The sequence below is a fragment of the Kosakonia sp. SMBL-WEM22 genome (assembly GCF_014490785.1).
Lineage (GTDB): Bacteria > Pseudomonadota > Gammaproteobacteria > Enterobacterales > Enterobacteriaceae > Kosakonia.
In genome coordinates this window covers 992435-1006777 of sequence record NZ_CP051488.1, presented here as the reverse complement: position 1 = coordinate 1006777, position 14343 = coordinate 992435, and the positions used below count along the sequence as shown (strand labels likewise).

Annotated in this window: 10 protein-coding genes, 3 tRNA genes and 3 rRNA genes; 8 read left to right on the top strand and 8 right to left on the bottom strand. The window is 54.0% G+C overall.

What is annotated here, in order from left to right; genetic code table 11:
• Positions 1 to 195 precede the first annotated feature (195 nt).
• Positions 196 to 1092, top strand: a complete 897-nt coding sequence (yafC, locus tag HF650_RS04775; RefSeq protein ID WP_187801394.1) for a DNA-binding transcriptional regulator YafC — start codon at positions 196 to 198, stop codon at positions 1090 to 1092.
• A gap of 35 nt (positions 1093 to 1127) precedes the next feature.
• On the opposite strand, the gene dkgB is transcribed toward yafC, so the two are convergent.
• Complete coding sequence (dkgB, locus tag HF650_RS04770) at positions 1128 to 1931, bottom strand: 2,5-didehydrogluconate reductase DkgB (RefSeq protein WP_187801393.1); 804 nt, start codon at positions 1929 to 1931, stop codon at positions 1128 to 1130.
• 184 nt (positions 1932 to 2115) lie between these two features.
• Between dkgB and HF650_RS04765 the strand changes: the two genes are divergently transcribed.
• Positions 2116 to 2661: a helix-turn-helix domain-containing protein gene (locus tag HF650_RS04765; protein WP_187801392.1), complete on the top strand. Its 546-nt coding sequence runs from the start codon at positions 2116 to 2118 to the stop codon at positions 2659 to 2661.
• Positions 2662 to 2663: 2 nt separating this feature from the next.
• The gene (gene fabF, locus HF650_RS04760; RefSeq protein WP_187801391.1) at positions 2664 to 3944 is read left to right on the top strand and encodes a beta-ketoacyl-ACP synthase II; all 1281 of its coding nucleotides are present in this window, start codon (positions 2664 to 2666) and stop codon (positions 3942 to 3944) included.
• 84 nt (positions 3945 to 4028) lie between these two features.
• Here the strand turns inward: fabF and HF650_RS04755 are convergent.
• From HF650_RS04755 to gmhB, 7 genes are all read right to left on the bottom strand, one after another.
• Positions 4029 to 4105: transfer RNA gene (locus tag HF650_RS04755), tRNA-Asp, on the bottom strand.
• Between the two features lie 56 nt (positions 4106 to 4161).
• Positions 4162 to 4277, bottom strand: a 5S ribosomal RNA gene (rrf, locus tag HF650_RS04750).
• 201 nt (positions 4278 to 4478) lie between these two features.
• Positions 4479 to 7384: ribosomal RNA gene (locus tag HF650_RS04745) — 23S ribosomal RNA — on the bottom strand.
• A gap of 177 nt (positions 7385 to 7561) precedes the next feature.
• A tRNA-Ala gene (locus HF650_RS04740) sits at positions 7562 to 7637 on the bottom strand.
• A 108-nt stretch (positions 7638 to 7745) separates the two neighbouring features.
• Positions 7746 to 7822, bottom strand: a tRNA-Ile gene (locus HF650_RS04735).
• Positions 7823 to 7895: 73 nt separating this feature from the next.
• Positions 7896 to 9437, bottom strand: a 16S ribosomal RNA gene (locus HF650_RS04730).
• The 16S, 23S and 5S rRNA genes sit together here with 3 tRNA genes alongside, the layout of an rRNA operon.
• A 368-nt stretch (positions 9438 to 9805) precedes the next feature.
• Positions 9806 to 10372 carry a D-glycero-beta-D-manno-heptose 1,7-bisphosphate 7-phosphatase gene (gmhB, locus tag HF650_RS04725; protein WP_187801390.1) on the bottom strand — a complete coding sequence of 189 codons (567 nt, stop codon included), beginning with the start codon at positions 10370 to 10372 and terminating at the stop codon, positions 9806 to 9808.
• Positions 10373 to 10564: 192 nt separating this feature from the next.
• Here gmhB and metN point away from each other — a divergent pair, with 192 nt between their 5' ends.
• From metN to tsaA, 5 genes are all read left to right on the top strand, one after another.
• On the top strand, positions 10565 to 11596 hold the full coding sequence (gene metN, locus HF650_RS04720) for a methionine ABC transporter ATP-binding protein MetN (protein WP_187801389.1): 1032 nt from the start codon (positions 10565 to 10567) through the stop codon (positions 11594 to 11596).
• On the top strand, positions 11589 to 12242 hold the full coding sequence (gene metI, locus HF650_RS04715; RefSeq protein ID WP_187801388.1) for a methionine ABC transporter permease MetI: 654 nt from the start codon (positions 11589 to 11591) through the stop codon (positions 12240 to 12242). The genes metN and metI overlap by 8 nt, the downstream gene beginning before the upstream one ends.
• Before the next feature lie 40 nt (positions 12243 to 12282).
• A complete protein-coding gene (locus HF650_RS04710; protein ID WP_187801387.1) occupies positions 12283 to 13098 on the top strand; it encodes a MetQ/NlpA family lipoprotein in 816 nt (271 codons plus the stop codon).
• 107 nt (positions 13099 to 13205) lie between these two features.
• Complete coding sequence (gene rcsF / locus HF650_RS04705) at positions 13206 to 13613, top strand: Rcs stress response system protein RcsF (protein ID WP_187801386.1); 408 nt, start codon at positions 13206 to 13208, stop codon at positions 13611 to 13613.
• The gene (gene tsaA, locus HF650_RS04700) at positions 13610 to 14317 is read left to right on the top strand and encodes a tRNA (N6-threonylcarbamoyladenosine(37)-N6)-methyltransferase TrmO (RefSeq protein ID WP_187801385.1); all 708 of its coding nucleotides are present in this window, start codon (positions 13610 to 13612) and stop codon (positions 14315 to 14317) included. The genes rcsF and tsaA overlap by 4 nt, the downstream gene beginning before the upstream one ends.
• Positions 14318 to 14343: the final 26 nt, after the last annotated feature.

Sequence of the window (14343 nt, the reverse complement as noted above, 5' to 3'; positions counted from 1 at the left end):
ATTTCCGCGCCCGAAAAAGGGGCATCACTCAGTTATAGGGATTGTAGACCATAGTTTCAACGAATAATCACCAGAAAAGAGCCTGCTTGTATAGGCGCCATTGACCTTAACGCCGCGCGATGGCGTTGCGACACGCGGCGTGGTTAAATACGGCCGCATGAATAATCTCGTTGTAATGTTGCTACAGAGGCAATAATGAAAACCACCTCGGAAGAGCTCGCCATTTTTGTCGCGGTTGTGGAGAGCGGCAGTTTTAGCCGCGCGGCTGAACGTCTCGGTCAGGCAAACTCGGCTATCAGCCGGGCGGTGAAGAAGCTGGAGAATAAGCTCGGCGTTAACCTGCTCAACCGCACGACTCGCCAGCTTAGCCTCACCGAAGAGGGCGAGCGCTATTTTCGTCGCGTGCAAACAGTGCTGCAGGAGATGGCGGCGGCGGAAAACGAGGTGATGGAGAATAAATCGGTGCCGCGCGGCACGCTACGTATTGATGCCGCCACACCGGTGGTGCTGCACTTTTTAATGCCGCTGATTAAGCCATTTCGTGAACGTTATCCGGAGATCAGTCTGTCGCTGGTCTCGAGCGAAACCTTTATCAACCTGATTGAACGTAAAGTGGATGTCGCTATTCGCGTCGGCAAACTGACCGATTCCAGCCTGCGCGCGCGTCCGCTCTTTAAGAGCTACCGCAAAATTATCGCTTCACCTGAATACCTTGCCCGTTACGGAACACCCGAAACGGTGGAGGATTTGCAAAAACACGTCTGCCTCGGCTTTACGGAGCCGGTATCGCTGAATACATGGCCGGTGGCGGCAGCGGATGGGCAACTACTGGAGGTGACGCCGACGCTCGCCTCTAACAGCGGTGAAACCCTTAAACACCTCTGCCTGAGCGGCAACGGTATTGCCAGCCTGTCGGATTATATGATTGATAAAGAGCTGGCGAGCGGCGAGCTGGTTGCGCTGATGTCAGATAAACTGCTGCCGGTAGAGATGCCCTTCAGCGCCGTCTACTACAGCGATCGGGCTGTGAGCACGCGTATCCGCGCGTTTATCGACTTCGTCAGCGCGCATGTACCGCAGACCGGCAGATAAGAGAAACGGGAGCCAGGCTCCCGTCACGTTGCTGATTAATCCCACTCAGGCGCAAGCCCTTCCGGGCTGACCAGCCGGTCGTTGCACTCCAGTGCGGCGATGGCGGCTCTGTCATCCGCATCCAGTTTCAGACTCTGCGCTTGCAGGTTACTCGCCAGATTTTCGCGTTTGGTTGAGGAGGGGATCACTGCGTACCCCTCCCCCATTGCCCATGCCAGAATCACCTGCGCTGGCGTTGCGCGATGTTTCCCGGCGATGCGGGCAATCGTGGCATCTTTCAGCGCCTTACCATACGCCAGCGTCATATAGGAGGTGATATGGATCCCGTGCTCTTTTGCCCACTGCGTCACTTTGCGGTTTTGCAGATAGGGAGAGAGTTCAATCTGATTAGTGGCAATATTTTCCACGCCGACTGCCGCAATCGCCTGCTCCATCAACCCAATCGTGAAGTTGGAGACGCCAATCTGACGCGTTAGCCCCTGCGCTTTAGCGTTCATCAACTGCTGCATCGACTCGGCAACCGGCACCGCTGCGCCGGGCGACGGCCAGTGAATCAGGGTTAAATCCACGTAGTCAGTGCCTAACTTTTTCAGGCTCTCTTGCAGGCTCGGGATCAACTTCTCTTCACCCAAGTTTTCAGTCCAGATTTTGGTAGTGATAAACAACGATTCCCGCGTAACACCGCTCTGCGCCAGCGCTTCGCCAATGGCGGCTTCATTGCCATAAATCTGTGCGGTATCAATCACGCGATAACCCAACTCAAGGGCCGTTTTCACCGAGGCAATAACCGCGTCATCGGTTAAACGGAAGGTTCCCAGGCCAAATGCAGGGATAGACATATCAGTTCCTCTCTCACTATTTCTTAACAGATGGCGTGATTATGGTGAGTTGGGCACTGAGGAAAAAGAGGCGGGAAAGCAGAGGATATTTGCCACAAGGGCAATAGTGCTAAAAGTAGTGACTTGCATATTGAAAGTTACTATGACACTTTGGTGCGGCATATTTACTAGAGCAGATACCAACATGAAAAATGAAGCGCTTTACCAGGCTCCCTGCCCTGTCGCCCGAAGTCTGGGGCGCATTGGTGACAGCTGGAGCATGATTATCCTGCGCGATGCTTTCGCAGGGTTCACCCGCTTCGATGAGTTCCAGAAAAGCGCCAATATTGCGCCGAACATCCTCTCCCGACGCCTTAGAGAGCTGGTTGCCGAGGGGCTGCTTGAAAAGGTGTGCTACAGCACGACCCCGCCGCGCTATGAATATCACCTCACGCCATTAGGTAATGATTTTCGTCCCGTCATCATCGCGCTGGCGCAGTGGGGAAATCGGCATTTCTCCCCTGAGGGCCCGCAAATGGCGCTGGTTGAGCGCGAAACCGCGCGCCCCATCGAGGCGATCCTCGTTGATAAGGTCACCGGCGAAGTCATAACCCCTGAAAAATACGCCATGGTGCCGGGCCCGGCAGCGTCGCCGGTTCTCCACTATCGCCATAACTATTTGCAACGTAAGCACGCCGGAGAGACGTCGCTGAAATATGCGCCACAATTAGAGATGAATAAGGAGGAGTGAATATGAGCAGTTCGCAAAAGCGCGTCGTGATAACCGGTATGGGCATCGTCAGCCCACTTGGCTGTGGCCTTTCCCACGTCTGGTCATCATTAGTTGCAGGCAAATCGGGTATTTCCCGCCTTGATGATGAAATGGTAGACGATATCGCCTGCAAAGTGGCAGGCCAGGTCCCTTCGATTGAAAAGGATCCGCACCACGGTTTCGATCCGTTAAGCACGATCCCGGCGAAAGAACGCAAAAAAATGGATCGTTTTATTGAGTTTGCGCTGGTGGCAGCAAAAGAGGCGCTGACGCAGGCGAACTGGTTTCCACAGGAGGAGGCGCAGCGCGATCGAACCGCAACGGTTATCGCGACCGGGATTGGCGGCTTCAGCGAGATCACCAACGCAGTACGCACCACGGATTCTCGCGGGCCACGTAAGCTCTCCCCGTTTACCGTTCCCTCTTTCCTCGCCAACCTTGCAGCCGGTCATGTGTCGATTAACTATGGTTTTCGCGGCCCGATCGGCGCGCCCGTCTCGGCATGTGCGGCCGGAGCGCAGGCAATTGGTGATGCCGCGCGGTTGATACGCAGCGGCGAGGCCGATATCGCCTTATGCGGCGGCAGTGAAGCAGCGATCCATCGGGTCAGCCTTGCCGGATTTGCTGCGGCACGCGCGCTGTCGAGCGGTTTTAACGATCAACCGACAACGGCTTCACGCCCCTTTGATCGCGATCGTGATGGTTTTGTGATGGGCGAAGGTGCCGGGCTGTTGGTGATTGAATCTCTCGACCATGCGCTGGCGCGTGGCGCTACGCCGCTGGCGGAACTGGTGGGGTATGGCACCAGCGCGGATGCGCATCACCTTACTGCTGGCCCGGAAGATGGAAACGGTGCCGCACGAGCGATGGAAGCCGCGATCCGTCAGGCGGGCATTGCAACCTCCGATATTCAGCACATCAACGCTCATGCGACCTCAACCCCGGTCGGCGATAAGGGCGAACTGGCAGCGATAAAGCGTGTGTTTGGTGCGAACAGTGGCGTAGCAATCACCTCCACTAAATCAGCGACGGGGCATCTTTTGGGTGCGGCGGGGGGTATTGAAGCGATTTTCACGGTTCAGGCGTTGCGTGAACAGATTGCTCCACCGACGCTCAATTTACATCATCCTGATGAGAAGGCCGATGGGTTAAATCTGGTGGCGCTTGTCGCACAGCCGCTTGAGATGCGCTACGCGATGTCGAATGGGTTTGGCTTCGGCGGAGTGAACGCAAGTTTGCTCTTAAAGCGCTGGGAAGAGTAAAGATCAGGGCCGTTCGGCCCTTTTGTATCAAAGTACAGACGAAAAAAAACCGTATCTCGTGAGAGATACGGTTCTTAAAATAAGTGGCGGAACGGACGGGACTCGAACCCGCGACCCCCTGCGTGACAGGCAGGTATTCTAACCGACTGAACTACCGCTCCACCGAATTTTTTCTACAACCACCGGTTTGTTGCCCCGGTTTACTGCTTAATTTGATGCCTGGCAGTTCCCTACTCTCGCATGGGGAGACCCCACACTACCATCGGCGCTACGGCGTTTCACTTCTGAGTTCGGCATGGGGTCAGGTGGGACCACCGCGCTAGTGCCGCCAGGCAAATTCTTTGTGCTCCGTCCTGTGTCTTTTACGCCGCTTCTGCGTTGGCTGCCTTCGCTCGCAACAGTCACATACTTCAGTATGCTCCTGTCGTCTCGTCTCAGTTGCCGCCTTGCTGCTGCGTAAAATCCTTCGGACTTAACATCTAATCTGGTATCAGCTGAAAATCTTCTCTCACGCCAAAACATCTTCGGCGTTGTAAGGTTAAGCCTCACGGTTCATTAGTACCGGTTAGCTCAACGCATCGCTGCGCTTACACACCCGGCCTATCAACGTCGTCGTCTTCAACGTTCCTTCAGGAGACTTAAAGTCTCAGGGAGAACTCATCTCGGGGCAAGTTTCGTGCTTAGATGCTTTCAGCACTTATCTCTTCCGCATTTAGCTACCGGGCAGTGCCATTGGCATGACAACCCGAACACCAGTGATGCGTCCACTCCGGTCCTCTCGTACTAGGAGCAGCCCCCCTCAATTCTCCAGCGCCCACGGCAGATAGGGACCGAACTGTCTCACGACGTTCTAAACCCAGCTCGCGTACCACTTTAAATGGCGAACAGCCATACCCTTGGGACCTACTTCAGCCCCAGGATGTGATGAGCCGACATCGAGGTGCCAAACACCGCCGTCGATATGAACTCTTGGGCGGTATCAGCCTGTTATCCCCGGAGTACCTTTTATCCGTTGAGCGATGGCCCTTCCATTCAGAACCACCGGATCACTATGACCTGCTTTCGCACCTGCTCGCGCCGTCACGCTCGCAGTCAAGCCAGCTTATGCCATTGCACTAACCTCCTGATGTCCGACCAGGATTAGCTGACCTTCGTGCTCCTCCGTTACGCTTTAGGAGGAGACCGCCCCAGTCAAACTACCCACCAGACACTGTCCGCAACCCGGATCACGGGTCCACGTTAGAACATCAAACATTAAAGGGTGGTATTTCAAGGTTGGCTCCACGCAGACTGGCGTCCACGCTTCAAAGCCTCCCACCTATCCTACACATCAAGGCTCAATGTTCAGTGTCAAGCTATAGTAAAGGTTCACGGGGTCTTTCCGTCTTGCCGCGGGTACACTGCATCTTCACAGCGAGTTCAATTTCACTGAGTCTCGGGTGGAGACAGCCTGGCCATCATTACGCCATTCGTGCAGGTCGGAACTTACCCGACAAGGAATTTCGCTACCTTAGGACCGTTATAGTTACGGCCGCCGTTTACCGGGGCTTCGATCAAGAGCTTCACCTTGCGGTTGACCCCATCAATTAACCTTCCGGCACCGGGCAGGCGTCACACCGTATACGTCCACTTTCGTGTTTGCACAGTGCTGTGTTTTTAATAAACAGTTGCAGCCAGCTGGTATCTTCGACTGGTTTCAGCTCCGTGAGCAAGTCACTTCACCTACGCACCAGCGTGCCTTCTCCCGAAGTTACGGCACCATTTTGCCTAGTTCCTTCACCCGAGTTCTCTCAAGCGCCTTGGTATTCTCTACCTGACCACCTGTGTCGGTTTGGGGTACGATTTCGTGTTACCTGATGCTTAGAGGCTTTTCCTGGAAGCAGGGCATTTGTCACTTCAGCACCGTAGTGCCTCGTCATCACGCCTCAGTGTTAGAGTGAACCGGATTTACCTGGAACACACACCTACACGCTTAAACCGGGACAACCGTCGCCCGGCCGACATAGCCTTCTCCGTCCCCCCTTCGCAGTAACACCAAGTACAGGAATATTAACCTGTTTCCCATCGACTACGCCTTTCGGCCTCGCCTTAGGGGTCGACTCACCCTGCCCCGATTAACGTTGGACAGGAACCCTTGGTCTTCCGGCGAGCGGGCTTTTCACCCGCTTTATCGTTACTTATGTCAGCATTCGCACTTCTGATACCTCCAGCATGCCTCACAGCACACCTTCGCAGGCTTACAGAACGCTCCCCTACCCAACAACACATAGTGTCGCTGCCGCAGCTTCGGTGCATGGTTTAGCCCCGTTACATCTTCCGCGCAGGCCGACTCGACCAGTGAGCTATTACGCTTTCTTTAAATGATGGCTGCTTCTAAGCCAACATCCTGGCTGTCTGGGCCTTCCCACATCGTTTCCCACTTAACCATGACTTTGGGACCTTAGCTGGCGGTCTGGGTTGTTTCCCTCTTCACGACGGACGTTAGCACCCGCCGTGTGTCTCCCGTGATAACATTCTCCGGTATTCGTAGTTTGCATCGGGTTGGTAAGCCGGGATGGCCCCCTAGCCGAAACAGTGCTCTACCCCCGGAGATGAATTCACGAGGCGCTACCTAAATAGCTTTCGGGGAGAACCAGCTATCTCCCGGTTTGATTGGCCTTTCACCCCCAGCCACAGGTCATCCGCTAATTTTTCAACATTAGTCGGTTCGGTCCTCCAGTTAGTGTTACCCAACCTTCAACCTGCCCATGGCTAGATCACCGGGTTTCGGGTCTATACCCTGCAACTTAACGCCCAGTTAAGACTCGGTTTCCCTTCGGCTCCCCTATACGGTTAACCTTGCTACAGAATATAAGTCGCTGACCCATTATACAAAAGGTACGCAGTCACCCCATAAAGAGGCTCCCACTGCTTGTACGTACACGGTTTCAGGTTCTTTTTCACTCCCCTCGCCGGGGTTCTTTTCGCCTTTCCCTCACGGTACTGGTTCACTATCGGTCAGTCAGGAGTATTTAGCCTTGGAGGATGGTCCCCCCATATTCAGACAGGATACCACGTGTCCCGCCCTACTCATCGAGCTCACAGCCAGAGTGCTTTTGTGTACGGGGCTGTCACCCTGTATCGCGCGACTTTCCAGACGCTTCCACTAACACTCAGGCTGATTCAGGCTCTGGGCTGTTCCCCGTTCGCTCGCCGCTACTGGGGGAATCTCGGTTGATTTCTTTTCCTCGGGGTACTTAGATGTTTCAGTTCCCCCGGTTCGCCTCGTTAACCTATGTATTCAGTTAACGATAGTGCAACGGATTGCACTGGGTTTCCCCATTCGGACATCGCCGGCTGTAACGGTTCATATCACCTTACCGGCGCTTTTCGCAGATTAGCACGTCCTTCATCGCCTCTGACTGCCAGGGCATCCACCGTGTACGCTTAGTCGCTTAACCTCACAACCCGAAGATGTTTCGTAAAACACCTTAAGTTGCGAAAATTTGAGAGACTCACGAACAATTCGCATTGTTCAGTGTTTCAATTTTCAGCTTGATCCAGATTTTTAAAGAGCAAAACTTCGCAGCACACACAGAATGTGTACTCTGAAGTTTTCTTGTACCGAACAGTGAGGATGGTGGAGCTATGCGGGATCGAACCGCAGACCTCCTGCGTGCAAAGCAGGCGCTCTCCCAGCTGAGCTATAGCCCCATCGTAGTTAAACTCTGTTACCCGTAATTTTTCCTGAGACAAGGCGTGAAAGGTCGAAGCATACTGAAGTATGCGAGTCGTTTCACAACGCTGTATTCAGGGAAAATTTGGTAGGCCTGAGTGGACTTGAACCACCGACCTCACCCTTATCAGGGGTGCGCTCTAACCACCTGAGCTACAAGCCTGCAGAGATTTTCACTGCTCGTTATTTTTCATCAGACAATCTGTGTGGACACTACAGGGAAAGGTTCTTTAAGGTAAGGAGGTGATCCAACCGCAGGTTCCCCTACGGTTACCTTGTTACGACTTCACCCCAGTCATGAATCACAAAGTGGTAAGCGCCCTCCCGAAGGTTAAGCTACCTACTTCTTTTGCAACCCACTCCCATGGTGTGACGGGCGGTGTGTACAAGGCCCGGGAACGTATTCACCGTGACATTCTGATTCACGATTACTAGCGATTCCGACTTCATGGAGTCGAGTTGCAGACTCCAATCCGGACTACGACGCACTTTATGAGGTCCGCTTGCTCTCGCGAGGTCGCTTCTCTTTGTATGCGCCATTGTAGCACGTGTGTAGCCCTGGTCGTAAGGGCCATGATGACTTGACGTCATCCCCACCTTCCTCCAGTTTATCACTGGCAGTCTCCTTTGAGTTCCCGGCCTAACCGCTGGCAACAAAGGATAAGGGTTGCGCTCGTTGCGGGACTTAACCCAACATTTCACAACACGAGCTGACGACAGCCATGCAGCACCTGTCTCACAGTTCCCGAAGGCACCAATCCATCTCTGGAAAGTTCTGTGGATGTCAAGACCAGGTAAGGTTCTTCGCGTTGCATCGAATTAAACCACATGCTCCACCGCTTGTGCGGGCCCCCGTCAATTCATTTGAGTTTTAACCTTGCGGCCGTACTCCCCAGGCGGTCGACTTAACGCGTTAGCTCCGGAAGCCACGCCTCAAGGGCACAACCTCCAAGTCGACATCGTTTACGGCGTGGACTACCAGGGTATCTAATCCTGTTTGCTCCCCACGCTTTCGCACCTGAGCGTCAGTCTTCGTCCAGGGGGCCGCCTTCGCCACCGGTATTCCTCCAGATCTCTACGCATTTCACCGCTACACCTGGAATTCTACCCCCCTCTACGAGACTCAAGCCTGCCAGTTTCGGATGCAGTTCCCAGGTTGAGCCCGGGGATTTCACATCCGACTTGACAGACCGCCTGCGTGCGCTTTACGCCCAGTAATTCCGATTAACGCTTGCACCCTCCGTATTACCGCGGCTGCTGGCACGGAGTTAGCCGGTGCTTCTTCTGCGGGTAACGTCAATCGACGCGGTTATTAACCGCATCGCCTTCCTCCCCGCTGAAAGTACTTTACAACCCGAAGGCCTTCTTCATACACGCGGCATGGCTGCATCAGGCTTGCGCCCATTGTGCAATATTCCCCACTGCTGCCTCCCGTAGGAGTCTGGACCGTGTCTCAGTTCCAGTGTGGCTGGTCATCCTCTCAGACCAGCTAGGGATCGTCGCCTAGGTGAGCCGTTACCCCACCTACTAGCTAATCCCATCTGGGCACATCTGATGGCAAGAGGCCCGAAGGTCCCCCTCTTTGGTCTTGCGACGTTATGCGGTATTAGCTACCGTTTCCAGTAGTTATCCCCCTCCATCAGGCAGTTTCCCAGACATTACTCACCCGTCCGCCACTCGTCAGCGAAGCAGCAAGCTGCTTCCTGTTACCGTTCGACTTGCATGTGTTAGGCCTGCCGCCAGCGTTCAATCTGAGCCATGATCAAACTCTTCAATTTAAAGTTTGATGCTCATCGAATTAAACCGTAATGAATTACGTGTTCACCCGTGAGACTTGGTATTCATTTAGTGTCCGAAGACATTAAGAATCCATGTCACCTGAGTGCCCACACAGATTGTCTGATAAATTGTTAAAGAGCAGTTGCGACGCGCTTCAGCGCTCTGTCGCGAGGTGGCGTATATTACGCCTTCCTCTTTCAGAGTCAACCCTCAATTTCAGGATTTTTTTCTCTTCCGACTTAACGTCGCTGCAAGCTGTTGTTTGCTTAGCGCCGTGTCGATGGAGGCGCATTATAGGGAGCCCACGAGGAATGACAAGCGGAAAAATGCATTTTTATTTCAACCGCTCATCTTTTCGACATAACGGCTAATTTTGGTGCTTTTTAATCGCTGCAGGCAGCTCCGCAAGGCTATTTAACACCCAATCTGCACTTTTTTCCGCCTCTGGCGTCACCGGCTTACCGCTACGCACCAGCACTTTCGTACCGACGTCCGCTGCCGCACCCGCCTGCATATCTTCCATCTTGTCACCCACTATATAAGAAGCGGCCATATCAATGTGCAGGAAGTCACGTGCAGAGATCAGCATCCCCGGCTGTGGCTTACGGCAATCGCATGTCTGGCGATACTCCTCTACGCTCGCCTCAGGATGATGCGGGCAATAGTAGATACCATCCAAATCGACATCGCGATCGGCAAGCGACCAGTCCATCCATTCGGTCAGCGTCTCGAATTGCGCTTCAGTAAATAAACCGCGCGCAATACCGGACTGGTTGGTGACAAGCACCAGTGCATAACCCATCGCTTTTAATTCACGCATGGCATCAATGACGCCATCGATAAACTCGAAGTTATCAATCTCATGCACATAACCGTGATCGATGTTAATCGTGCCGTCACGATCGAGAAAAATAGCGGGTACTAAAGTTGCCAAAGGTTTACTCCTGATAAAGGCGTTGTTGCTGCGTAGTATCTCATGTTTCGCTACGCAGGAAAGTGCTCATCATAACAGCGCGACATTGATTCAGACGTCTGGATGCCTTACCATCCGCTTTGTTTACGGCTCTTTCCCGTAACCGGCAGAACAAAATGCCACGGCTCACTCTTATACGATAAAAATAATCTAATGATTAAACTTTCGAATATCACCAAGGTGTTCCAGCAGGGAAACCGAAAAATTCAGGCGTTAAACAACGTCAGTCTGCATGTACCTGCTGGCCAAATTTATGGCGTGATTGGCGCGTCCGGCGCAGGAAAAAGTACGCTGATTCGCTGCGTAAACCTGCTTGAGCGCCCATCTCAAGGCAGCGTGCTGGTCGATGGGCAGGATCTGACCCAGCTCTCCGAAGCGGAATTAACCAAAGCGCGCCGCCAAATCGGCATGATCTTCCAGCACTTCAATTTGCTCGCTTCCCGCACTGTGTTTGGCAACGTGGCGCTGCCGCTCGAGCTGGATAACACGCCCCGCGAAGAGATTAACCGCCGCGTTAAAGAGCTGCTCGAGCTGGTCGGCCTCGGTGATAAGCACGACAGCTACCCGGCTAACCTCTCCGGCGGGCAGAAACAGCGTGTCGCCATCGCACGTGCGTTAGCCAGCAACCCAAAAGTGCTGCTGTGCGATGAAGCCACTAGCGCCCTCGATCCGGCAACTACCCGCTCCATTCTGGAGTTATTGAAAGACATTAATCGCCGCCTGGGCCTGACCATTCTGTTGATCACTCATGAGATGGACGTGGTTAAGCGCATCTGCGACTGCGTGGCGGTGATCAGCAACGGTGAGTTAATTGAGCAGGATACTGTCAGCGAAGTCTTCTCCCATCCGAAAACGCCGCTGGCGCAGCAGTTTATTCAGTCGACGCTGCATCTGGACATCCCGGAAGACTATTTACAGCGTCTTCAGTCTGAGCCGCAGGCAGATAGCGTACCGATGCTGCGTATGGAGTTTACCGGCCAGTCGGTAGACGCGCCGCTGCTGTCGGAAACCGCCCGTCGTTTCAATGTGAATAACAATATTATCAGCGCGCAGATGGATTACGCCGGCGGCGTGAAGTTCGGCATTATGCTGACCGAAATGCACGGCACCACGCAGGAGACACGGGCGGCCATCGCCTGGCTGCAAGAACATCATGTAAAAGTAGAGGTACTCGGTTATGTCTGAGGCAATGATTTGGCTCTTCGCCCGCAGCATCTGGGAAACGTTGTTTATGACCTTTGCCTCCGGCCTGCTCGGTTTTATCGTCGGTCTGCCGTTCGGCGTATTACTTTATGTGACCCGTCCCGGCCAGATTATGCAGAACCTCACGCTCTATAGCGCGATTTCAGCAACGGTCAACATCTTCCGCTCCATCCCCTTCATTATTCTGCTGGTGTGGATGATCCCGTTTACTCGCGTCATTGTTGGCACCTCTATTGGTCTTTACGCGGTGATCGTGCCGCTGACCGTTGGCGCAGCGCCGTTTATCGCCCGTATGGTAGAGAACGCCCTACTTGAACTGCCGGCAGGTCTGATTGAAGCCTCCCGCGCAATGGGCGCCACGCCGATGCAGATCATCCGCAAGGTATTGCTACCGGAAGCGCTGCCTGGATTAATCAATGCCGCGACCATTACGCTGATTACGCTGGTCGGATACTCAGCGATGGGCGGTGCCGTGGGCGCGGGCGGTCTTGGCCAGTTAGGTATTCAGTACGGCTATGTCACCTATAACCCATTAGTGATGAACACAGTTTTAGTACTGCTTGTGGTTTTGGTTTACTTAATTCAATTCGCGGGCGATCGTATCGTCCAGGCTGTGACGCACAAATAACGTTACACAACATAACGACTCTGACAGTAAGGAATAACTGATGGCTTTTAACCTCAAGACCTTTGCCGCCATTGGCGCGCTAATCGGCTCTCTGGCGCTGGTCGGCTGCGGCCCGGATGAAAAAGATCCGAATCACATTAAAGTCGGTGTGATTGTTGGCGCTGAACAGCAAGTTGCGGAAGTGGCGCAAAAAGTAGCAAAAGAGAAGTATGGCCTCGATGTTGAGCTGGTGACCTTTAACGATTACGTGCTGCCGAACGAAGCGCTGAGTAAAGGCGATATCGACGTTAACGCTTTCCAGCATAAGCCATACCTCGATCAGCAGATCAAAGACCGCGGCTTCAAACTGGTGCCGGTCGGCAACAGCTTTGTCTACCCGATCGCTGGCTATTCAAAAAAAATCAAAGCGATCTCCGAACTGCAGGATGGTTCTCAGGTTGCGGTGCCTAACGATCCGACCAACCTTGGTCGTGCCCTGCTGCTGCTGCAGAAAGAGGGTCTGATCAAACTGAAAGATGGCGTTGGCCTGATGCCGACGGTGCTGGATGTCACTGAAAACCCGAAAAAACTGAAGATCGTTGAGCTGGAAGCTCCGCAGCTGCCGCGCTCACTGGACGATGCGCAGATTGCGCTGGCGGTGATTAATACCACCTATGCCAGCCAGATTGGCCTGACCCCGGAAAAAGACGGCATCTTTGTTGAAGATAAAAACTCCCCGTACGTGAACCTGATCGTCGCACGCGAAGATAATAAAGACGCGGAAAACGTGAAGAAATTTGTGCAGGCGTTCCACTCTGACGAAGTCAGCGAGGCTGCCAACAAAGTCTTTAACGGCGGCGCGGTGAAAGGCTGGTAATCTCATCAGTCTGTAATATCATTCAGGGCGGGCGAAAGCCCGCCTTGTCATTTGGGCACGCCCTTGATTCAATACGGCGTTAAGAAAATTTTTGTGAGGATACTTTTATGCGTGCTTTCCCGATCTGTCTATTAGCACTCACGCTGAGCGGCTGTTCGTTGCTAAGCAGATCACCTGTCGAACCCGTGCAGAACACCGCAGCGGAACCCAAAGCAGAGCCGCAAAAAGCGAAAGTCGCGCGCGCCGCTCCCGTTCGCATCATTACTAACGCAGAAGAGCTGGTCGGTAAGCCGTTCCGCGATCTCGGTGAAGTGACCGGCGAATCATGCCAGGCCAGCAATCAGGATTCTCCGCCGAACATCCCTACCGCTCGCAAACGCCTGCAGATCAACGCTTCGAAAAAAGCTAAAGCGAACGCCGTCCTGCTGCATAACTGCGAAGTCACCAGCGGCACGCCAGGCTGCTACCGCCAGGCACTCTGTGTCGGCTCTGCGCTGAATATCTCGGCCAAATGAGTCAGTTTGCTTTCGAGCAAATCGGCGTTATTCGCTCACCCTATAAAGAGAAGTTCGCTGTCCCGCGCCAGCCAGGCCTGGTAAAACACGGCGGTGGCGAACTTCACTTGCTGACGCCTTACAACCAGCCCGATGCGGTTCGCGGCCTGGAGGCGTTCAGCCACCTTTGGGTGCTGTTTGTTTTTCATCAGACGATGGAAGGCGGCTGGCGTCCGACGGTGCGCCCCCCACGCCTCGGCGGCAATACCCGCATGGGGGTGTTTGCCACCCGCTCGACCTTTCGCCCCAACCCGATCGGTATGTCACTGGTCGAACTGAAGGGCATTCGCTGCCATAAAGATCAGGTGATCCTGCAGCTCGGCAGTCTCGACCTGGTCGATGGCACGCCGGTGGTCGATATCAAACCCTATCTCCCCTTTGCAGAAGCGCTGCCCGCTGCGCAGGCAAGCTATGCGCAGCACGCTCCCGCCGCGACTGTCGCCGTGACCTTTGCCGCTGAACTTGCACCGGCCCTCGCCCTGCTGGAGAAACGCTTCCCGCACTTTGCTACGTTTGTGCAGGAGGTGCTGTCGCAGGATCCGCGCCCAGCCTATCGCAAAGAGGAGGAGCCGGGGAAAACCTACGCCGTCTGGCTGCATGATGTGAATGTCCGCTGGCGCGTTGTCGATAGCGGTTTTGAAGTGTTTGCCCTTGAACCACGCTAATTTTAAGCCCCTCTCTTTTGGCATCT